This is a genomic window from Enterococcus sp. LJL90 (assembly GCF_056924355.1).
Map to the genome: position 1 here is coordinate 125,449 of NZ_JBXPBQ010000006.1, position 20,027 is coordinate 145,475.

Annotated in this window: 22 protein-coding genes and 1 pseudogene; 2 read left to right on the plus strand and 21 right to left on the minus strand. The window is 41.0% G+C overall.

The features are described 5' to 3' along the window. The first annotated feature begins 52 nt into the window (after window positions 1-52). Window positions 53-223, plus strand: a complete 171-nt coding sequence (locus AC1Z3S_RS13845; RefSeq protein WP_265455317.1) for a hypothetical protein — start codon at window positions 53-55, stop codon at window positions 221-223. A 227-nt stretch (window positions 224-450) separates the two neighbouring features. On the opposite strand, the gene AC1Z3S_RS13850 is transcribed toward AC1Z3S_RS13845, so the two are convergent. From AC1Z3S_RS13850 to sfsA, 11 genes and pseudogenes are all read right to left on the minus strand, one after another. Continuing rightward, window positions 451-1,635 (minus strand): GNAT family N-acetyltransferase, encoded by a 1,185-nt coding sequence (locus tag AC1Z3S_RS13850; RefSeq protein ID WP_461740848.1) that lies wholly within the window; start codon window positions 1,633-1,635, stop codon window positions 451-453. 266 nt (window positions 1,636-1,901) lie between these two features. After that, on the minus strand, window positions 1,902-2,315 hold the full coding sequence (locus AC1Z3S_RS13855) for a DUF3284 domain-containing protein (RefSeq protein ID WP_461740849.1): 414 nt from the start codon (window positions 2,313-2,315) through the stop codon (window positions 1,902-1,904). Further along, entirely contained in the window at window positions 2,294-2,497 is a 204-nt protein-coding gene (locus AC1Z3S_RS13860) for a DUF3188 domain-containing protein (RefSeq protein ID WP_461740850.1), read from the minus strand. The genes AC1Z3S_RS13855 and AC1Z3S_RS13860 overlap by 22 nt, the downstream gene beginning before the upstream one ends. Before the next feature lie 16 nt (window positions 2,498-2,513). Continuing rightward, window positions 2,514-2,732 (minus strand): hypothetical protein, encoded by a 219-nt coding sequence (locus AC1Z3S_RS13865; RefSeq protein WP_461740851.1) that lies wholly within the window; start codon window positions 2,730-2,732, stop codon window positions 2,514-2,516. Between the two features lie 70 nt (window positions 2,733-2,802). Beyond that, on the minus strand, window positions 2,803-4,209 hold the full coding sequence (locus AC1Z3S_RS13870) for a PTS sugar transporter subunit IIC (protein ID WP_461740852.1): 1,407 nt from the start codon (window positions 4,207-4,209) through the stop codon (window positions 2,803-2,805). Window positions 4,210-4,292: 83 nt separating this feature from the next. Continuing rightward, window positions 4,293-4,610: a PTS lactose/cellobiose transporter subunit IIA gene (locus AC1Z3S_RS13875; RefSeq protein WP_461735639.1), complete on the minus strand. Its 318-nt coding sequence runs from the start codon at window positions 4,608-4,610 to the stop codon at window positions 4,293-4,295. Window positions 4,611-4,631: 21 nt separating this feature from the next. Next, complete coding sequence (locus AC1Z3S_RS13880; protein ID WP_265455331.1) at window positions 4,632-4,952, minus strand: PTS sugar transporter subunit IIB; 321 nt, start codon at window positions 4,950-4,952, stop codon at window positions 4,632-4,634. 128 nt (window positions 4,953-5,080) lie between these two features. After that, a complete protein-coding gene (locus tag AC1Z3S_RS13885; protein WP_461740853.1) occupies window positions 5,081-7,801 on the minus strand; it encodes a sigma-54-dependent transcriptional regulator in 2,721 nt (906 codons plus the stop codon). Between the two features lie 95 nt (window positions 7,802-7,896). Next, window positions 7,897-9,096, minus strand: coding sequence for a DEAD/DEAH box helicase (locus AC1Z3S_RS13890; RefSeq protein WP_461740854.1), 1,200 nt, complete (start codon window positions 9,094-9,096; stop codon window positions 7,897-7,899). 61 nt (window positions 9,097-9,157) lie between these two features. Continuing rightward, window positions 9,158-10,153, minus strand: a pseudogene (locus AC1Z3S_RS13895) (Gfo/Idh/MocA family protein). Window positions 10,154-10,173: 20 nt separating this feature from the next. Beyond that, window positions 10,174-10,896, minus strand: a complete 723-nt coding sequence (sfsA, locus tag AC1Z3S_RS13900) for a DNA/RNA nuclease SfsA (protein WP_461740855.1) — start codon at window positions 10,894-10,896, stop codon at window positions 10,174-10,176. A 182-nt stretch (window positions 10,897-11,078) separates the two neighbouring features. Here sfsA and AC1Z3S_RS13905 point away from each other — a divergent pair, with 182 nt between their 5' ends. After that, window positions 11,079-11,444 (plus strand): DUF4828 domain-containing protein, encoded by a 366-nt coding sequence (locus AC1Z3S_RS13905; protein WP_461740856.1) that lies wholly within the window; start codon window positions 11,079-11,081, stop codon window positions 11,442-11,444. Between the two features lie 100 nt (window positions 11,445-11,544). On the opposite strand, the gene phnX is transcribed toward AC1Z3S_RS13905, so the two are convergent. From phnX to phnG, 10 genes are read right to left on the minus strand one after another with little or no spacing between them, the layout of a single operon-like run. Beyond that, window positions 11,545-12,312: a phosphonoacetaldehyde hydrolase gene (phnX, locus tag AC1Z3S_RS13910; protein WP_461740857.1), complete on the minus strand. Its 768-nt coding sequence runs from the start codon at window positions 12,310-12,312 to the stop codon at window positions 11,545-11,547. Further along, window positions 12,302-13,399 (minus strand): 2-aminoethylphosphonate--pyruvate transaminase, encoded by a 1,098-nt coding sequence (phnW, locus tag AC1Z3S_RS13915; protein WP_461740858.1) that lies wholly within the window; start codon window positions 13,397-13,399, stop codon window positions 12,302-12,304. Before phnW ends, phnX begins: the two co-directional genes overlap by 11 nt. A gap of 18 nt (window positions 13,400-13,417) precedes the next feature. Continuing rightward, on the minus strand, window positions 13,418-14,248 hold the full coding sequence (locus AC1Z3S_RS13920) for a PHP domain-containing protein (RefSeq protein ID WP_461740859.1): 831 nt from the start codon (window positions 14,246-14,248) through the stop codon (window positions 13,418-13,420). A 28-nt stretch (window positions 14,249-14,276) separates the two neighbouring features. Beyond that, window positions 14,277-15,029: a phosphonate C-P lyase system protein PhnL gene (locus AC1Z3S_RS13925; protein ID WP_461740860.1), complete on the minus strand. Its 753-nt coding sequence runs from the start codon at window positions 15,027-15,029 to the stop codon at window positions 14,277-14,279. Next, window positions 15,007-16,194 carry an alpha-D-ribose 1-methylphosphonate 5-triphosphate diphosphatase gene (locus AC1Z3S_RS13930; RefSeq protein ID WP_461740861.1) on the minus strand — a complete coding sequence of 396 codons (1,188 nt, stop codon included), beginning with the start codon at window positions 16,192-16,194 and terminating at the stop codon, window positions 15,007-15,009. Before AC1Z3S_RS13930 ends, AC1Z3S_RS13925 begins: the two co-directional genes overlap by 23 nt. 14 nt (window positions 16,195-16,208) lie before the next feature. Then, window positions 16,209-17,075, minus strand: a complete 867-nt coding sequence (locus AC1Z3S_RS13935; RefSeq protein WP_461740862.1) for an ATP-binding cassette domain-containing protein — start codon at window positions 17,073-17,075, stop codon at window positions 16,209-16,211. After that, entirely contained in the window at window positions 17,065-17,901 is an 837-nt protein-coding gene (locus AC1Z3S_RS13940) for an alpha-D-ribose 1-methylphosphonate 5-phosphate C-P-lyase PhnJ (RefSeq protein WP_461740863.1), read from the minus strand. The genes AC1Z3S_RS13935 and AC1Z3S_RS13940 overlap by 11 nt, the downstream gene beginning before the upstream one ends. Further along, window positions 17,888-19,006, minus strand: a complete 1,119-nt coding sequence (locus AC1Z3S_RS13945) for a carbon-phosphorus lyase complex subunit PhnI (RefSeq protein ID WP_461740864.1) — start codon at window positions 19,004-19,006, stop codon at window positions 17,888-17,890. Before AC1Z3S_RS13945 ends, AC1Z3S_RS13940 begins: the two co-directional genes overlap by 14 nt. Before the next feature lies 1 nt (window position 19,007). Then, window positions 19,008-19,586, minus strand: a complete 579-nt coding sequence (gene phnH / locus AC1Z3S_RS13950) for a phosphonate C-P lyase system protein PhnH (protein ID WP_461740865.1) — start codon at window positions 19,584-19,586, stop codon at window positions 19,008-19,010. Further along, entirely contained in the window at window positions 19,583-20,014 is a 432-nt protein-coding gene (phnG, locus tag AC1Z3S_RS13955) for a phosphonate C-P lyase system protein PhnG (RefSeq protein WP_461740866.1), read from the minus strand. The genes phnH and phnG overlap by 4 nt, the downstream gene beginning before the upstream one ends. Between the last annotated feature and the right edge of the window lie 13 nt (window positions 20,015-20,027).

Consider the following 20,027-nt stretch of genomic DNA (forward strand, 5'->3'; position numbering starts at 1 on the left):
AGTCTTGCTCCTTCATCACGAGTGAGGTAACTGAAATTAGGAGTGATCGAAGATGAAAAAAACGTCAGAAGAAATCTACGCTAAACGTTTCCATCAGTCAAAAGTCAGTCGCGAGTTAGTTATCAAGGCCGCTCTCAAAAATTTCCACGAAGATCCTGAAAATCAACGTCCCAAAACCAAAATTCGTTATAAATTAACCAAATCTGCTCGGCTTTTTGAGTAATTTGCTTTCTTTTAAAACTAAATAATTCCAAACAAAAAACGTCGATTTGCCTCAACAACAGTCGACGTTTTTGATTTTCTCAGAAATTTATAAACAAAAGAAAAAATAGAATATCCCCAGTGATTTTCCTATTTTGTAATAGCTCTTTTAGATTTTATTTTTACATCTAGTAAATGCTAATTTTTTTTAAAGCATAAAAACTAATCCCTACTATAAGAGAACGCTGCTTAAAAATAATCCTCCAAAATTGGTTTTTTCGGCAAAATCCGTTGACCTAAATCCGCTAATAAATCTTCGGGAGCTTGAATTTTCTCGAAAAATTTTAGCTCCTCACCAGAACGAAAACCTAGCATCAATTGCGTCAGACCTTGAATATCACAGGTCAAAGTGCTGAGTTCAGCCTGCAGATTGTCAGAAACAATCTGGCAGTCCCCATTAGCAGAAATTGTGATTTGATATTTCCCGGTATTCCAAGGGGCGTAGCGATCTTCAGTCAGCTCCAAAATAAAATTCAAGTTCGTTGCTGCCGCTAAAAAAGGATATTCCTCTAAGAAATTAGCTGCATTGACGATTCGGCCCATCATTTCTGGTCGAACAGAAATCTCCAACGCTGGCTTAGCAAAGAGATAATTCAAATTACTCGCGCTTCTGCCAGTTTCATAATGAAATTTTCCAAAGGAATCGCTATGGCTGCCGCAATAATTCGCCAAGCTCCAAAAAGCCGCTGCCGTCAAATATTCCCATTCAATAATCGTGAACTGACCTTCATCAAAACGATAAGCCAGATAGCCTTTAGCTAGGCCCTCTTCATTAAAATAGACCGCATATTGACTATGATGGTGCATCTCAAATTTATATTGATACCACCAGTCTGCTCTTTTTACTGGGCCCACTTGATTTGCCATAACTGCTTCATAAACATTTTTGATATCAGCCTGAGCCTCTCGAAAACTTAGTCGCTTCACTGTGCCCAATTGATTATTTGCTTTCGGCCAATCTGAACCGGCAATATCGTAAATTGTTTTTTCAAACAAATACTCATAACCATACCGACGATAAAATGGATAGGAAAATGGCGCTAAATAAGTTAAAGCCACTCCCGCTTGATTCAAGTCATTTAGCATTTTTTCCATCAACTTGTTAATGCCCCCCTGACCACGATATTCAGGATAAGAGGACACCGTACCGATACCGGCCATTTTGAACAATTTAGGGCCAATCCAAACATCAAAAGGCGTCGCTTGCAATTGACTGGCCAAAACATTATCGACCAAATGCCCATAATTCCACGAATGCTCAACCAGGCAATCAAAACGCTGCCGAACTTCCGGTGTATCTGTTGAACGAAACGCATATTTCCCCAACTCAAACATTTCCCGGTTACGATTTTCAATCAAACCTGTAGTCTCCATAAGTCACCTCATAAAAATTTTTCTGCTACTTCAGTAATTAAATTCCCTTTTATTCTAACATAAAGCACAATAAGAAGATTCCATACCACAAAAAAGAGCCTATAACGATAGCTTCTAAACAGATATTTTCGAATAAATAGCTAGCGCTGCTTACTTCTGGGGTCAAGTAAGCGCTCATGCTTGCCTCCCTATTGCCTTTTAGCAAGTAGGGCTCGATAAATTTAATCTGTATTTACTAATGTTATAGTCTCTTTAATTGATAAGTATTAATATGACTGCTCAATCATAGTGAGCATCTCTTTGAAACGGCGCTTTTTGAAAAAGCCCAGAATTAGTCCAGTTGCCATATCATTTAGCTGTTGAATCAGCCCGAAGGATTTCATTGATTCAGTAAATGTGACTTCACAGTTTTCTTGATCAATCGGGTTAATTTCATAGCGAACTACAAACTCATTACGGGTAGTTGTCGTTTTAAATTGATAGATGTGATTTTCTTCCAATTCTTCAATTTTTATTTTCGCCCGTTTGCTAGCGGAAAAATCTTTTACATATTCAAAGCCATTTAATTGCTTGGCATTCATCGTTTTCCCTGTAGCACTGTGCACATCGTAGACAACTGAATCAACAATTTTTTCATAGAAGAAGCTGGCAGGAATCTTTAGCTTTCTTTTGACTTCCATTGATTATCCTTCTCTCTTTTTAAGTCGTTTTTTCGTCCTTTCATAAACACGCAGACCCCGGCAATTATCAAAATAAGTGCAAAAGCTAATAATCCTAAATTATAAACTAAATTGGCGGGATTGATTGAATACAAGAAGAGTAACAGACCGATACTGCAAAGAAATAACCCGTTTTTGATCATTTGTGTCCACCTCTTTTTATTCTGGTAAGATTTGGAAATACAGCACTGAACCCCATGGCTGCGCTTTGATTAACGCTTTGGCCTTTGCAACAGCTTCATTGACATCACCAGTTACATTGAAATACAGTTTAATACCTTTTTTTTCTTTGAAGCTATACGTAATACCATCTTCATCGACATTTGCCAATAGTTCTTTAATTTGTTCTTGTTGCATCGCACTTGCAATACTAATCATTTCAATCTTCCTTTCAATAAAAGTCAGCCACTTCCACTTTTTAAGAAGTGGCTGATTTAATAATTAATTTTTAGTCTTCAATCCCTGGTTCCAATTTATTAGCAGCAATTACAAATGGTACATAGATTGCAAATGTTACTAACATACAAATCAATGATACCACAACTGCACGCCAATCGGCACCTGTTGCTAGGAATGCACTGATTAGTGGCGGTGTTACCCACGTAATTTGTTGAGAGACTGGATTAACTAAACCAGAAACAGTTGCAGCGTAACCAATTGAAACAGATACTAGTGGAGCCAATAAGTATGGAATAAACATAATCGCATTCAATACGATTGGTAGACCAAACATAACTGGTTCATTAATGTTAAAGATACCAGGTCCTAATGATAGATTGGCTACAGCACGGTAATCTGAACGTTTGGAGAAGATTAAGATGGCAATGATTAACATAATTGTACCACCGGCACCACCGAACCAAGCAAATTGGTCAAATGAACCACGTACCCATAGGTAACCATTATCTAATACGTTTTGTAGACCGCCTTCTTGGAATAAGTTGACATTATCCAATTGTTTAACTGAGAAGACACCTTCTAAAATCGGTGCTAATACGTTGGTACCATGGATACCAAAGAACCAGAATAGTTGTACAAACAATGTCATTACTAACACTGCACCATAACCTTCAGAGAAATTCAACAATGGTTTAGCAATGGTTTCTTGCAACCAAGTAATAAAGTTCATATCTGGCACAACTTTAGCAAATAACCAGTAGAAAATAGCAACTACATATAAAGCAACAGTTGCAGGAATAATCGCTGCAAAGGCTTTTGATACTGCTGGTGGTACTTGTTCAGGCATTTTGATAGTGATATTAGCTAACATTAATTTTGCAAAAATAACTGTCGCTACGAACCCAATAATCATAGCAGTAAAGTAGAAGTTTGAGTCCATATTTCTTAATGGAATCCAACCCCAACCGCTAACAGCCAGACCGTCAGCAGTTGCTGACCAACCAGTATCAGCTGTTCCAGCATTTACTAAGTCAGCAAACGCAGATGGCACCTCGATTTCTAAAGCGCCAGAGAAAGAGTAAATTACACCAGCGATTGAAGCAGCTAAGGAAACAATCCCCCCTGCTAAATCATTGACGCCGTATGCCTTGGCTAAGTTATATCCCCAAGAAAAGGCGAAAATTACCCCAGCTATTGCTAATGTACCATTCCAGACATAACCATTGATAGCGATAATTTCTTTAATTACCGGTATCGTATTTCCGTCATATCCTGGGAAAAATTGCGGTGGTAAGTCACGAATAATTGCGTTAATCATTACAGCTACTGACCCTGCCATTGTTGCTGGCATTGTACCAATAAAAGCATCCCGTAATGCTACCAGATGTTTTTGCGCACCAATTTTCGCAGCCACTGGTAAGATGTATTTCTCCAACCATGAAGTTAATGCATCCATTTTTTTATTCCTCCTATTTAATTAAATTTATAAAAAGTAAAGTCTCTCCCCAAAAATGAGATTTTACTTAATACCAAAAACACTTATTTGTCGAGACGACGATATAAATCAATAATTTCTTTTGCTAAGTCGGTAAAAGCGATGGCTGTCATCAAGTGATCTTGTGAATGAACAGTCAACAAGGTGACTTGCATGTGATTGCCCTGTGCTTCTTGGGTTAGCATATTTGTTTGTGAATGATGGGCCTGTACTAAGGAAGCTTCCGCATCGACGATTTTTTGGTCTGCTAATTCAAAGTCGCCGGTTTTGGCTGCTTGAATGGCTTCCATTGCATCGCTTTTGGCATTACCGCCGTACATAATTAAACCCATGATTGCTTCTAAATTTTGTTGATCTTCCACTTGAAAAATTCCTCCAACTATTTACTTGGCCATCAAAGTTTCAGCTTGATCTAAAACTTTTTCGCCATTCATCATGCCGTAATCTGCCATGTTAATGACATCCAATGGAATGCCTTTAGGCGCAAGTTTTTGCTCAAATTGAGCTTTCATGAAGCGGACTTGCGGTCCCAAAAGTAGTACATCAACATTTTTGTTCTCAAGATTGTTGTCGGCTTCTGATGCGGAAACTGCAAAAATTTCTGCATCGACCCCACGAGATTCTGCTGCTTGCTGCATTTTTGTGACTAACAAACTGGTACTCATCCCCGCTGAACAAACTAACATAATCGTTTTCTTTGCCATTCGATTCACTCCCTCTAATTTATTTCTTACACTCTTATATAAAGCAAGAAGCGTGCCAAAAAAAACAAAAGGAGAATGCTTGAATAACAAACATTCTCCTTTTGTTTTTGTGTGTGCACACTAACAAATTACTGCACACTGTAGATTTTATGTGCGTTGTCGTGGGGATTAATTTGATTATTGCGGATCATTTGGACAATAAACGCCACTTCATCATCTGGAATAATCACAGAATGACTCTTTTCAACTGGCAATAAACTAGTTTTTAGTAGGTCCATTTCCAAGCGATTCTCTTTAATAAATTTAGACAAATCTTTAAATTTGCGGGGTTTCTGGCCTTTTTTCAAACTATTAATCATAAATGCAATATGAATAATAATGCCCGCTGTGACTTCCGGCTCTAATAATGCGTGCAGCTCGGATTCGACATGCTGCAAATTCAGTTGTAGAGTTCTGACTAAAGCCGGCAGCATTTCAACTTGATCCAATTCCTTACTCAAGGTCTGGACAATTTTATCTGTTGGAATTTCATCACTGACCATTCGTTTTAAGACCGCTAATTTATCATCATTAAAAATGTCATAAGCAGAGAAGAAGGGAATATTTTGATAATCGACATCCACTGTCCCAGCAATTGCCTTAATTTCGTATTTATCCAGCAAACCGTCAATGTGTTTACGAAACATCCGCTTTTCAATAAACTGCATCTGGATCAATTCGACTTGATTGGTATCAATGACCGGCTCGATACGCTGATAAAGTCGGGCGGCGACCCCTTCACCGGTAAAGCAAGTAACAATAACAGCTTTTTTCTTCGGCTCCATTTCTTCTTCAAGAAATTGTTCTCGGACCATCATTTCAAAGGAAACTTGAATATTTTGATACATGTCTTCTAAGCTGCGTCCGGAAATCGCCATTCGCAAGGCTTCTAGGACAATCATTGTGCTAGTCATTGAAATCGCCTTAGTGGGAATACCAGTTTCTTCAAAGATTAGGCTACCAAAGGAATTCAATGAACCCATATCCGTTAATAGCAAAATGCCATTGGAAAAATGTTCCAGATTGTTTTTAATGTATTTGCTCAGCTGATTGTACATATTTTGAACTTCCATCGTCAGCGGCATATTAAAGGCTTTGCCGGTGGTGGTGCCCAGTAAATCCTGCGCTGTCTCCAGCATACTGCTAGCTGTAGTGCTGCCGTGCATTAATAAAATCACGGCGACTGGATTTTCTTTGAAGGGTTGTTTTTCATCCACATCAATGGCTAAAAACATACTCAAGAAACCAATTTCATCAAAAGGAATCTCGATATCCTCGCTATCTTCAATTAAATTGGATAAATCAATTGCCACCTTGAATTCATTGTTGTAGTCTTTACGAATATTATTTAAATCGGGATGGACAATCATATGACCATCTTTAATCCGCTCTAAGGTGCTTTGCAGGTGTAAGGCCAAAGCAAAACGTGTTTGTTCATTATAATGGCGATTCAAACGTTCTTCGGCAATGTCATAGAGCTGATTAGTCAAGGCCCAAATATTATCAGGAATTAATTCTTTATGGATGCTGGCCTTAGCCAACTCTTCTACATAAGTTTCAAAATAAGCATCGACATCTTTAGCAATCAACGCCTCTAAGTCAACCGTCTCAATACCATCTTCCGTTAATGATGAATACTTTTCTTCAATATCATTATAGACCTGCATGTTTCGCTCAGGGTCTTGAGACCAGACCACTTCCGCAGTCCCTGGTTCAAAGGTTAGATATTGGCTCTTATTTCCAAAGAAACGCTCGACACTTTCGGGAATCTCTTTAATTTTTAACAGGCCTTTTTGAACCTGCAGTGATAAATCTTTTTGGCGAATCGTTAAATCCCGCTCACCGTGTGTTCGATAATGTAAAAAAGATTTGGCGCAGACTAATTTCAAATCTCGTTTAACCTGACCAATATTACCTTCAGCATCATAGAGCATAAAGGCCAAGACGGCATCCTTTTCAACAACAATCCGCTGATTCAGCCGAAAAGCCTCCTGTTTAATAAAGCGAGTGATAATGCTGTAACGCTCATCGATGGAACGACTCGCTAAATTTGGGAGGGTGATGGCCATTGGAATCCGGCGATTAAAGGTTGTCAAAAAACTGTCGGATGATTCAGTGGTCGCTCCAATAATTTGCACAGAAGCCTCGTATGTTTGACTGCTTTCCCCTAGAGGACGGTAAATACCTTTATCAATGAAGGTAAACAGCATTTCTTGTCCTTCTGGTGGCAGCCGATGAATCTCATCTAAAAATAAAATCCCACCATCTGCTGCTGCCATTAACCCGGGGCTGTCCTCACCAGCTCCGGTATAAGCTCCTTTACGAATACCAAAGATATGGCCAAAAAGCAGCTGCGGATTCTGGGCATAGTCAGCACAGTTAAAGGAGATAAAAGGCGCATCTGCTGGCAAAGTTCCTGATTCTACGGCGAATGAATACATACACTCCGCAAACATCGACTTGCCGGTACCAGTTTCTCCAAAAATAATCGTATGTAACCCCCGCGGTGGATATAAAATCGCCGCTTTGGCCTGTTGGATGGAAACTTTTAATGAATCATTTTCTCCAACTAAATTGGTAAACGTCATCTCAGCAGAATTATCGACATGGACCTGAGTCTCTGAAGTTAAACTGCTATAGACAACTGGCCGGCCAGAGGATTTTGTAATTTTATGTTCTTTATAAAGATCGCTTAAATAACGACTGGCACTGCTACGGTCAATCTGCAGCAGGTCGGCTAAAGCAGTGGCTGTCAAGCCGGTTGGTTTATCCTGTAAGACCTTTAGAATATCATCTTTTCGTGACTTCATCGAATCCCCCCTATCAGAAAACGATCCCCTTTTATCATAACACAAAGTTATTTTGAATTGTCCTTCCTATTGAGAAATGTAATAAAAAACAACGGTTACTTAAGTTTACGCACTTTTTTTCGTCCTTTATTTTTTTCTTTTTGATTATATTTTGTATTTTTTTCACTTCTTTGCTTATTTTCTGCAGAAGCTTCCTGATGCAGGGCAGCTCCATAAAGAAAAATCTCGTGACCGTCGACGCCAACACTTTTTAATAAGCGCTGATAATCTCTGAAATTACCGTCATGGACAAAGGTAATTACCTGACCTTTTTTCCCCATGCGACCAGTTCGGCCAGCCCGATGTAAATAGCTTTCTTCACTAGTCGGAATATCATAGTTAATGACTAGTGGCAGATTTTCGATATCTAAGCCCCTAGCGGCTAAATCCGTTGTGAGTAACAAAATCAGCTGCTGCTTTTTAAAGTTTTCAATGGCGGCTTTTCTCAGTAATTTATTTTGATCGGAGGCTAAAGACGCCACCGGCAGCTGCCGATAAAGGAGTTTTTCTTCGGCATCGCCTAAATCGCTAAGCTCGTTGAAAAAAACCAAGCTCTGCATCTCAGGGACGTTCGCCAGTCGTCTTAATTCTTCGCCTCTTTTTCTGGGAGTGACTTTTAAATAGTAATGTTCCAGCCCACTAGTTGATTGATCATTTTGGCTGACATCAACAATTTGAATAGCTGGTCGCAATTCTTTGACCTCAGCGATTACCTTTTGACCAGTAGCCGAAAAGAAGGCAAATTGGCTTTGCTGGTTGACGATTTTGATAATCTGTTGGGGTAGCGCTTCGCCTAAAAGCTGATCTGCTTCATCAAAAATCAAAGTTTGAATTTGATGGGCTTTTAATTTTTTTTGTTTGATTAATTCTAACACCCGTCCCGGTGTTCCCACCAAGACTTCGGGCCGCTCTTTAAGCTTTTCAATTTGCCGTTTGACATTGGCACCACCAATTACCGCTTGGGTCTTTAACCCAAGGGCTTCTCCCCACTCTTTAGCTACCTCAAAAACCTGTACGCTTAACTCTTGCGAAGAAGTTAAAATCAATAGCTGCATCCCTTGCCCAGCTGTTACTCTTTGCAGTGTTGGCAATAAATAGGCCAAAGTTTTACCTGAGCCTGTCGGGGAAATGCCTAAAAGGTTTTCGCCGTCTTTTAACGGTTGGTAGGCCTGGCTTTGGATGATGGATGGTTCGCTAAAGCCCTTTTGTTGCCAGAGGGCTTGCCATTTTTCTGGTAATTCTGTAATAAAACTCATTTATTTTCCTCGTTCTTACTTTTATAGTCACATCACTTTAGTCCGATAAAATTTTAAACTATTATTTATCCGCATCAAAGGTGATATCGGCTTGCTTTCTTAAAGCATAGATGACTTCGTTGACATTGCGGGCTAATTCAACCCATTCTTGATAGGCTTCACCTAAATCAGGGGCGCTAGGATTTTAGATGACTTTTGCAAAATCAGTCGCCTGATCAAACATCGGCATTTTTTCTCCTTGATCAAATAGGACTGTCGTTTTTTTAGTATTACGATGATAAAACTCCGCTTTTTCAAAGGCGCTAACACCACTTAAAATCAAAGTGCCATCTTCAAAATAAATTTCAGAAGGCAAAAAGGAATCACCAATTTTACCAGTCTGCAATGCGACATCAAAATCTTCATAGCGTAAGACGCCTAAGCCCAAACCATCGACACCCGTCGAAATTTTTTGGGCAAAATAATACTGACTGCGGGGCATCCCAAACCAGCCTAAAGCGGCATAGACTAAGTACACCCCTAAATCCATGATGGCGCCGCCGGAAAAATGCGGCGAAAAGATATTCGGCTCTTCTCCGTCTAAAACAGCGTCATAGCGGGAAGAATATTTCATATAAGTGAAGCTAGCACCAATCACCTGTTTGTCACAAAGGTAATCGACAATTTTTTTAAAGCCAGACTCATGGATATTGCGGGCCGCCTCAAAGAAAAAGACCCGTTTTTGATTGGCCAGCTGAATTATTTCCGCCATCTCATCCGGCGTTGAAAAAGCCGGTTTTTCGACAATCACATTTTTGCCAGCAAGAATAGCTGCCCGTGCCTGTTCAAAATGCAGGCTATTTGGTGAAGCAATATAGACTGTGTCCAAGTGTTCAAGTTCAAAAAAAGTTTCTAGATCCGTTGCAATCTCGACATCGCTAAAATCCTCCACAAATTTTTGAGCGGTCTCTAACTTGCGGGAATATACAGCCGTCAATTCGTATTCTCCCGTGGCTAGCGCTGCATTGATAAAGACGCGGGTAATCCAATTGGTACCAATAACACCTAAGTTAATCATCTGAACTTCCTCTTTTCTTTTTAATTAGGATCGATAAATGAAACATCTAAATCAAAAGGAATGGCTTCCTTTAAAGTCACTTGATTGGGGCTTACCTGACAATTGTAAGCCAAAACCTGAACTCCCGTCTCAATTGCTTCGGCGAAGGCATCCCGTAAGGCCGGCTGCATGGCGGTATGAATCGTTGCCACTTTAACCGGCTGAAATTCAACGACAAAAATGACATAGCTAAGATACCCCTCAGCTAAAACAGCCGTCAATTCAGAAACATGTTTCAAGCCTCGTAAGGTCGGAGCATCTGGAAAGGCCGCTACACCAAAATTTTCCAGCGTCACGCCTTTGACTTCAATAAAAAATTTTTCGCCAGCTGCCGTTTCGCCATAAAAATCAAATTTTGAATGCAGATGCTTGACTTCAGGTTTAATCAGATTAATCTTGCCTGTCAGCTGTGGCAAATGAATCTGACCATTTTTTAAACCTTCCGCCACTAATTTATTAGGTAGCTGACTGTCAATATTAATCCAAAAATCAGCCTTTTTCACCGCAATCAAATCATATTTGGTTTTGCGGGTAGGACTGTCTTGATAACTAATGGCGACAAGTGCGTCGGCAATTAATAACTCCGTGCCCCGTCCGGTATTTTTCACATGCACAATCACTAGCTCATCTTCCAATAAACACTCGGCAATAAAGCGATTGACCCTGCGGACAAATCGAGCTAAATAAATATTTTGATACTCCATTTTTTCACCTGCTTCTTTAGCATCTTACCATAATTTATGGGCTTTCACTATCGTTTTCAATGGAAGCATAATGCTGCTAAGTAACAGAAACCTTACAATTTTTTTACAGAAAAGAATTCCGCTATCATCTGTGACAGAATCGTGGTACTCTATTTTTGAAAAGGTTAAAAAGGTGGATAACAATGAGAAAAAAATGGCCTCTGGTATTAGGTGCGTCTCTTCTGACCGGCTTGGTTGGTTTGGCAACTTTTCCCAAAAAAGCCCCCAAGACAAAAGATGATGTCTTAAACAGCTATGTTGGTAACTGGCAGTTTAGTGATCATCGCAAACAGCCCCACAGTTTAAAAATTGAATCGACATTTTCCATCACAATTGATGATAAACTTTTAAAAGCGGTCTTAATTGAATTGACCAAAGAAAAATTAGTCTTACGGGATGAGTATGGTTACCACATCGTTGTTCAGCTTTTGGGTGACGGTCAGGCAACTTTGTATGATGAGGCAGAAGATAGAGTAATTGAGTTGCAACTAGAGAGTTTAGGACAATAAACAAATGAACTGTAACAGCATTTCCAACATTGTGGAACGCTGCTACAGTTCATTTTTTTTATAAAATAGTTGATTTACTATTTCATAAAGTAATTGGATTTTATTTAACAATAGCTATTAGCTCAGTGATATTTTCTAGTACAAAGTCCGCACCCGCCGCTACATATTTTTCACGGGTAGCGCTAGCGACAGCCAGCTGTTGTTCTTTGGTCAAGCTATTGTATTCAGACACAGATAAACCGCTGAGGGAGCTACCTTCTATAATGCCGACCGTTTGGACACCGGCATTGATTCCTTCTTGAATATCAGCAATTGTATCGCCGACTTTTAAAATATCTGCTACTGATTTCAGCTGCATCTTCTCCATGTTTTCAAAAATCATATAGGGATAAGGTCGGCCAAAATCGTTGACCTCATCAGGGTTCACCAATACATCCGGCGCGAAACCTAATTTTTTAGCTGCTGGAGCAACAACTTCCATCATCTCCCGAGTGTAACCGGTCGTGCTGCCGATTTGTACTCCCAGTTCCCGCAATTCCTGAACAACCTCGATTACACCAGCCTTCGGTACAGCATAGTTTGCTAAATCGCGAAATAGCCGCTCTGAAAAAATCTGATAAATTTTTTCCACAGCCATTTCCTCTGACAACTCGCTGTGATTTTGCTGCCAACTTCTGGCTACTTGTGGTAATTGTAACAGATAGCGGATATGGTCTTTTTTCAATAAGCCCATTGGTTCTCTAATTTCCGCATCCGTTAACTGAATATCAAACGCTTGAAAGGCTTCCCTGAAAGCCGCTACTGGTGCCATACAACCATCGTCGACCGTTGTTCCCGCCCAATCAAAAATAATCCCTTTATACTTCAAGCCGGTTTTCCTCCATAAAATTTTTGATTAGCTCGATTACGGCTAAAATATCTTCTGAGTAAATTTCACCGATATTGCCAATCCGAAAACAGTCTGTCTGACTAATTTTCCCCGGATAAATAGCATACCCGCCGGCTTTTAAATACTGGTAAAAATTTTCAAAATCAAAAGCTGGATTCTCAGGATATAAAAAAGAAGTGATAAAAGGACCTTGGTGATCATCAATATACGTTTGAAATCCAATTTCCCGCATTTTCTCAATCAGCAACCGATTATTCGCTGCATAGCGCTGATAACGAGCGGGTATCCCGCCTTCTTCTGCTAACTCTAGCAAGGCTTGCTGAAAAGCTAAAACCGTGTGGGTCGGCGAGGTAAAGCGCCACTTGCCAGAATCCTTCATTCCTTGATACTGGTCAAACAAATCTAAAGAAACCGTTCGAGCTAAACCTTCGCTAGCTAAGAGAGCCTCCTTTTGGCAGATGACAAAGGAAAAACCAGGCACTCCTTGAATACATTTATTGGCACTGGAGACTAAAAAATCGATGGCCAAGCCGCTGACATCAATCGGAATTCCACCAAAGCTCGACATGGCATCGACAATCAACAGCAAATTATTTTCGGTAGCAAACTCAGAGGCAATTGCTAAATCATTTAAAATTCCCGACGTGGTTTCGCTGTGGACAACTGCAATCCCACTGATATCCGGTTCTGCTGCGAATATTTCTGCAAAGCCCTCTCTAGAAAAGGTCTCTGCTTCAGACACTTGATACACCACATGGGGAATTTGATAGCGTTCCACCATTTGGACCATCCGCTGTCCATAGGCTCCATTGACACAAACTAATATTTTATCCGTTGGTTTTAAAACCGAGCTTAAAACAGCTTCGACACCAAAGGAACCGCTGCCCTGCAGCAAGACAGTCGTGTACTCTCTAGCTGAGACTCCTGCCAAGTCTAAAAGCTGGCGGCGCACCCATTGGGTAATCATTTTGTAATCTTCATCCCACGTGCAATGGTCCACCATCATAGCTTCTTTGACGGTCGTTGTGGTAGTTAATGGTCCGGGAGTTAATAATTTATAATTCATTTCTTTTCCTTCTTTATTTTATTTCGCTTCTTGAAATAAACGCAGCGTATCAGGAAATTCCTGCACATTTTCAATGGCGCATTTTCCAAAAAAATCTGGTCCGTATGCCCCATGAAAATCAGAACCACCGTAAGTTGCCAGCTGTAGGGTATCTGCTAAAAGCTGGACCCGTTCATGGTCGGCAGCAGTGTGATCAGGATGGTATTTTTCAATTCCATCCAATCCACAGCTAGCCAATTCAGGAATCAAGTCGTAACTATCAAGTTGACCGGGATGGGCTACAACCACTTTGCCGCCACCTTGTCTAATTGCTTCTGCCGCCTCAAACACATTGATGTATTCAATATCCCTTTGAGCGATGCCGTGGTTTTTAAATAGTTTTTGATAAAGTGGACCGTATATTTCCGCTTCGTAACCGGCATCAATCAAAGCCGCCATCACATGCTGCTTATAAACGGCTGTCGAATCTTGAGCCTTTTTTAAAACGGCCTCCTGACTAATCCGATACCCGGCTTTTTGGATTATTTTTAATTGCTGTAGCGTATTTTCAGAGCGGGCTTCTAACAAGGGCTGGCACAAAGCTTCGACATACTCCCGCCGCTGAAGGTTATAGCCTAAAAGATGAACTTTCCGCTGCCGTTGAAAATCATAGGCACTGATTTCAATTCCTGCGATGTAATTTACCGGGCTGCCTTCAAAAACGGCTTGTAATTTCTCAACTCCGGCAAACGTATCATGATCAACGACCGCTAAATCGCTGATTTTAAAATTTATAGCCCTTCTTAAGAGGGCCTCTGGTGAATAAGTCCCATCAGAAAAATGACTGTGGACATGCAAATCTGCCTTCATAACAAATTCTCCTTAGCTTGGTTGCCAATTAAACAAAACGTCCTTCTTGAATATTAAATTCCTGATCACACAATCCCTCCATGAATTCTAAATCATGAAAAATACCAATCATAGTAGTGCCGCTATTTTTCAATTCTTCAATTAAGTCACGAACCTTCTCTTTAGAATGTTGGTCTAAAGAAGCTGTCGGTTCGTCTAATAACAAAAGCTCTGGCCGTTTGACCATTGCCTTTGCAATATTTAAGCGCAGCTTTTCGCCGCCGGAGAAGGTTTTTGGATACAGCTCCCACAATTCTTCTTTGATTTCAAAATGGTTCAAGATGGCCTTGGTTTCTTCTCTGGCAGCCTCAGGTGAAGCTGCCGTCTCCAAGGCCGAGCGATAGACTAAATCAAAGGCTGTGACCCGCGGTAAACTCTGTAAAAATTGCGATACATAGCCGATTTCATATTCTCGAATTAAGGTCATTCGCCGTTCATCCAAGGTTGCTAGATCAACTTCCCCGAATAAGCGAGACTGGTAAAAAATATGGCCGCTTTGAGGTAGATTGGTGCGATAAAGACAGCGGAGAATGGTCGTCTTGCCACTGCCGCTTTTGCCGGTTATGCCAACAAAAGCTCCTTTTGCAACCGAAAAACTGACATGTTGACAGCCAATCACTTGCTTGGCCATTTCATGCAGTGTGAAGGTTTTAGAAATATTTTCAATTTGAAGCAACGGTTGGTTGTCTTCTTGCACATCGCGTGGCTTTGACAGTACCTCAGATACGATAAGTGGTTTCATTAATTAAAACTCCCTTCGCAAAGGTATGAGTGACCACCGGTATGTGATTGCCGGCGGTATTAACCACAATCACATCCGCCATTTTATTTTCTTCTAAACTGCCGGTTTCCTCAGCGATTGCCACCGCTTGTGCTGGATTTAAGGTGACTAGGCGAACGGCTTGCGGCAGCGTCAAGATATCCTGTTGCCATAATTTGAAAATACTGTGGAGCAGTGCGGCTGGAAAATAATCGCTGCATAAAATGTCAATACTGTCTGCTTTCACTGCCTCTAAAACTGAAAGATTGCCGGCATGGGATTTACCCAACAAAATATTCGGTGCCCCACCAACCGTCGCTAAGCCCCTCGCTTTGGCTGCTAGAGCCACTTCTTGCGTGATGGGAAATTCAGAAATTGAACTGCCTAAAGCTGTCACGATTTCTAACTTTTCTAAAGAATCATCATCATGAGAAGCCAGAGGTACGCCATATTCTTGAGCTAATTCAGCGAGCTCTGCTAAATCTTCATAGGCGATTTTTTCAATTGTCCCCACCTGCTGAATAATTTCCTCCACCCGCTGATAGTCACCATCATGATAGCCCGCCAAAATCAAACGGTAAGTTTCTAAATCACGATACTGTCCCTGCCCTGGTGTGTGATCCATCAAGGAGAGCAATTGAATTTTGCCTTCCTTTAATAATTTTTTGACTAATGGCAGTTGCTCAAAATTATTTATCTCAAATCGGAGATGCATACGGTGATGAATTAGACGGGATTTTTGATTGCTTTCATCAATCAAGTTTAACAATTTAATCACATTTTCACTGGAACGAATCGGTTTTTCCCGAAACACCTGAACAGAGTTTTCAAATAGACTGAGGGAATGGTACATAGTGGTAATCCCATGGGTCAATAATTCCCGCTCTGCTTCATACAGCGCCAGTTCAAAGTCCATTAAAGAAGTCGGCCGAGGAGCTGCGATTCCTTCAATATAATCGGAATGAATATCGATAAAGCCCGGCAAAACAAAACCACCTTTTGCGTCGATGACTGTCACATTTGGCGGCACACTTCCAATGAATTGATTCGGAATGATTTTAGTAATTGTTTCATCTTCAATCACTAAAGAATGATGAGTTAAAACCTCATCTGGGGTGACAATTTCACCATTGGTAATAATATACATGGGCAGATTCCCTTCTAAATTAATGAATACACTAGCTGCTGTGTATAAGGATGTTGAGGATCTTCTAAGATTTGATCCGTCAGGCCTTTTTCAATGACTTGTCCGTTTAACAAAACATAGGTCCGTTGGGCTAACATCCGAATAACACCTAAATCGTGAGACACCACCAGCATGCTGACCTGATAGGTTTGCTGAATTTTTTTGATGATATCTAATACCACCGCCTGTACTGATAAATCCAAACCGGTAGTCACTTCATCTAAAAATAATATTGGCGGATTGGTGGAGAGTGCCTTAGCAATCTGAACACGTTGCTGCATGCCGCCAGAAAAAGATTTTGGGGCTTCCTTCATCCGAAATTGCGGAATGTTTACCTCTTCTAATAAATCACCACCGACAATCGTCATATCGGTAACCTGGCGATTGCCACTGGCTATCATCTTTTCTGCAACGTTGGCGATTGCCGAGATATCCATTTTCAAACCGAGATAAGGATTTTGATAAACCATGCCAAAGCATTCGTTTCGCAGCTTGCGTTTTTGCTGTGAGGAAAGCTCAAAAAGATTAGCCTCTGGTTCACCGAGTTCTGCAAACTGTAAGATGCCGGAAGTCGGTTCTTCATCAAAATACAAACACTTCATCAAAGTGGATTTGCCAGAACCAGATTCACCGACGATGCCGATAATTTCACCTTTATAGACCTCTAAAGAAATATCTTGGCACGCATAGACAGTGCCGCATACCGGACAATAATTTTTCTCAAGCTGGCGGGTGGCAGCATCGCTACACGCTGAACAGCCATCTCCATATTGCTTATTCAACTGATTGACCGCCAAGACAGGTTGAGCCACGAGTTTTTCCTTCAGAACATTAGCTAGCAAATTGATTTCTCCTCTCCATGCACAGGCTGGTGTCATTACATTGATGCAGCACTTGATTTTGTTCATCAAATAGTTCATCCATAAAGACACCGGTATTGCCGCAGAGATGACAAGTCATTTCTGAAAAATCTTCCACTTCAAAGGGATAATCCTCAAAATCAATTGAACGGACCTCAGTATAAGGCGGTACGGCAAAAATTTTCTTCTCTCGACCGGCCCCCAATAAAATCAACGCCGGATTGTTCTCCATCTGAGGATTGTCATAACGGGGAATCGGTGAAGGTGTCATCAAGTAGCGCTCATGAACCATGACGGGATGTGCCGCTCCTGTAGTCGTCACACCAAAGCGCATAATTTGATCGAATAAAAGCAACCAAGAGCCGGTGTAATCTTGATCGGCATGTAAACGTTTCGTCACATATTCACTCGGTTCATAATCCCGTAGCGGCTCGCAGACAGGTACTTGCAAAATTAAAATTTGGCCTTTTTTTAAAGGCTTTTCGGGAATCCGGTGGCGGGATTGAATCAAACTGGCAGCTTCTGTGTCATTTGTCAAAGCGATACCGGTTGTTTTTTGAACTAATTTTTTGATGTTTACCGCATTGACACTCTCATCACTGCCTTGGTCGATAACTTTTAAACTATCGTTGGGTCCGACTAAAGAGAGGGTTAATTGGAGCCCACCGGTGCCCCAGCCGCGACCAATTGGCATTTCTCTAGAGCCAAAGGGAACTTGATAACCGGGAATCGCAATCGCTTTTAAAATGCCCCGTCGGATTTCCCGTTTAGATCCCTCATCAAAAAAAGCAAAATTATAAGACTGCATCCTCCATGCCTCCTTTTTGAGTTTTGCGAATACTGTCGAGCTTGGACTGAAAAGTCACATAGTGAGGCAGCTTTAAATGAGATAAAAAGCCAGTCGCCTCAATACTATCAATATGATACAAGACAAATTCCTGATCGCCTGTCGGCACGTCAGGGTTGGCTTCTTCCAACCCGTAATCTAAAATTCCCATCGAAATTGCCTTGGTTTCATTGCGGCCATAGACTAAGCCGTAGCCGATTTCAATCTCCATCACATCGCGGCCGTCTCTTTTGACGGTTACCGGAATAAACATCTCTGCTTCTGTCACGGTGACCGCTCCTAAATAATAATCATCGGCTGCATTGCCGTCATTTTCTTCCATTGAAAAATACAAAGGAACCTGACCGACCCGCAATTCCCCAACAGTTGGGTGAGCGCTGCCGTAACCGCGAATAATGGAATAGGCCAACGCCATTAAAGCTTGGGACATACCTCTGGTTAGAGTTTGCAAACATTCAGAACGTTGGGCGGGAAAGGTTAATAATTTTTTAGTGATATCAATCGGTTCACTAGCGTCCTCAGGTAGTTCTTTTAAAATACCCAAGTTTCTTAAATAGTCGGAAACCTTCGGAAAGCTTTGGTTTTCAAAAACAGCCGCCTGCTTTAAATCAAGCTCTTGATTGAATTCAGCCACTAATTCGGCTACCTTGGCTGCCCGTTCTCCCTCACTGGAAAAATCAATCAGCCGGTGAAAATAGTCATAGCTAGCGCCCAGCATCTGACCACCGGGAATATCTTTAAAGGCCGCTGAAATACGTCGTTCAACGAACATTTCCGAGGTTGTTTCTAAAACCTTCGTATAACCAAATCGTTCTAGCGTTGAGCGATAGGCCCGCAATAAAAAGACGGCTTCTTCCACCGAGCCCTCCGCCTGCCACAAGGCTCTGGCCGCAAGCTTTGGAGCGAACAAGGAGGCTTCACTCATGACTTGGTCGACTAATAATTTTAAATTTGCTTCAATCGCTTCGATTTTTAAATGGTCACCATCGGCAATTTTTTGAAATTCCAGTAATTTTAAACTGGCTTCAATTGCTTCTTGACCGCCTTTGACAGCAACATAGGCCATCTTAGTCCACTTCCTTTACTTGCGTCGTTCGGGGAATAAAAAGTAGTCGCCCTAATTGATCTGTTAAAATTAAATCAATGCCTAAAGGATATTCTTGATTTAGATTTTCTCGGATACTAAATAAATCACTTAAAACAAGCGGCAGACCAATCAGCTTATTACCTAAAATGCCAGGCCCACTTAATTGATAGGGCACTTCTTCAAGGAATAAATCTTGGACAAAGCCTAAAACAGTTCCGGAATTTTGCGGATCGATTAAATCACCGATTTTTAAGAGGGGCAGTTGACGCCAAGGAAATTGATCCGCCTCAGAAAAATTACACAATACAAAATCAGCCTCTTCAATCGCTGTCCTTTGACAGCGAAGTTCTGCCTGAAGCCAAGCGTTAACTGTTGCTGAAAAACCGATTGTCTCAAAGCTTACTTCTTGGTCCAATAGCGTCTCGGCAATTTGAAATAAAGCTTGCGGTAAAGGGCTTGCGGCATCTTCCAGAGAAATTTCTTTGATTTCGCCTACGTAAGAAGCGGCGTCTACTAATCGTCTAAAGGTATCTTGTGTTGTAAAGACTTTACTCGTCATTCTGCTACCTCCATTGTTTCAAAGGAGACTTTTGTCTGCTGAATATGAGCCTGTTTTTTCAACAGACGTTGGAGATTTTTTTGCTGACAAGTTAAAAGGCGCTCGTCCCATAAAATCTTTTCTGTCAAGCTAAGCTGTGGATAAGCAGCATCAATTACAGCTAGATCAAAAGCCTTCTGATACTCTTCACCGCTAATCAGGCCTAGACCCATCACACCATTGATTTCAACTCGTGCTCTAGTAATTAAAGTTTCCCCAAGATAAAATAAACTTTTTTTGGCGGTTTCCCGGGCTGGATTCATCAATAAACCTAGATGGGCTGCCTCTCTAACTTCAATTGTAAACAGACGCTGTGCCGAGTCTGCCAGCTCCTGAATTAAATGTTCTTGATCTTCAATTAATATTTTTGTTCTGATTCGCCGCTCCATTAAATATTCCTTT

Bases quoted from the DNA above. Each gene is read 5' to 3' on its own strand.
- AC1Z3S_RS13845 (WP_265455317.1), top strand. From the start codon at position 53: ATGAAAAAAACGTCAGAAGAAATCTACGCTAAACGTTTCCATCAGTCA.
- AC1Z3S_RS13850 (WP_461740848.1), bottom strand. From the start codon at position 1,635: ATGGAGACTACAGGTTTGATTGAAAATCGTAACCGGGAAATGTTTGAG.
- AC1Z3S_RS13855 (WP_461740849.1), bottom strand. From the start codon at position 2,315: ATGGAAGTCAAAAGAAAGCTAAAGATTCCTGCCAGCTTCTTCTATGAA.
- AC1Z3S_RS13860 (WP_461740850.1), bottom strand. From the start codon at position 2,497: ATGATCAAAAACGGGTTATTTCTTTGCAGTATCGGTCTGTTACTCTTC.
- AC1Z3S_RS13865 (WP_461740851.1), bottom strand. From the start codon at position 2,732: ATGATTAGTATTGCAAGTGCGATGCAACAAGAACAAATTAAAGAACTA.
- AC1Z3S_RS13870 (WP_461740852.1), bottom strand. From the start codon at position 4,209: ATGGATGCATTAACTTCATGGTTGGAGAAATACATCTTACCAGTGGCT.
- AC1Z3S_RS13880 (WP_265455331.1), bottom strand. From the start codon at position 4,952: ATGGCAAAGAAAACGATTATGTTAGTTTGTTCAGCGGGGATGAGTACC.
- AC1Z3S_RS13885 (WP_461740853.1), bottom strand. From the start codon at position 7,801: ATGAAGTCACGAAAAGATGATATTCTAAAGGTCTTACAGGATAAACCA.
- AC1Z3S_RS13890 (WP_461740854.1), bottom strand. From the start codon at position 9,096: ATGAGTTTTATTACAGAATTACCAGAAAAATGGCAAGCCCTCTGGCAA.
- sfsA (WP_461740855.1), bottom strand. From the start codon at position 10,896: ATGGAGTATCAAAATATTTATTTAGCTCGATTTGTCCGCAGGGTCAAT.
- AC1Z3S_RS13905 (WP_461740856.1), top strand. From the start codon at position 11,079: ATGAGAAAAAAATGGCCTCTGGTATTAGGTGCGTCTCTTCTGACCGGC.
- phnW (WP_461740858.1), bottom strand. From the start codon at position 13,399: ATGAATTATAAATTATTAACTCCCGGACCATTAACTACCACAACGACC.
- AC1Z3S_RS13920 (WP_461740859.1), bottom strand. From the start codon at position 14,248: ATGAAGGCAGATTTGCATGTCCACAGTCATTTTTCTGATGGGACTTAT.
- AC1Z3S_RS13925 (WP_461740860.1), bottom strand. From the start codon at position 15,029: ATGAAACCACTTATCGTATCTGAGGTACTGTCAAAGCCACGCGATGTG.
- AC1Z3S_RS13930 (WP_461740861.1), bottom strand. From the start codon at position 16,194: ATGTATATTATTACCAATGGTGAAATTGTCACCCCAGATGAGGTTTTA.
- AC1Z3S_RS13940 (WP_461740863.1), bottom strand. From the start codon at position 17,901: ATGCAGTCTTATAATTTTGCTTTTTTTGATGAGGGATCTAAACGGGAA.
- AC1Z3S_RS13945 (WP_461740864.1), bottom strand. From the start codon at position 19,006: ATGGCCTATGTTGCTGTCAAAGGCGGTCAAGAAGCAATTGAAGCCAGT.
- phnH (WP_461740865.1), bottom strand. From the start codon at position 19,586: ATGACGAGTAAAGTCTTTACAACACAAGATACCTTTAGACGATTAGTA.
- phnG (WP_461740866.1), bottom strand. From the start codon at position 20,014: ATGGAGCGGCGAATCAGAACAAAAATATTAATTGAAGATCAAGAACAT.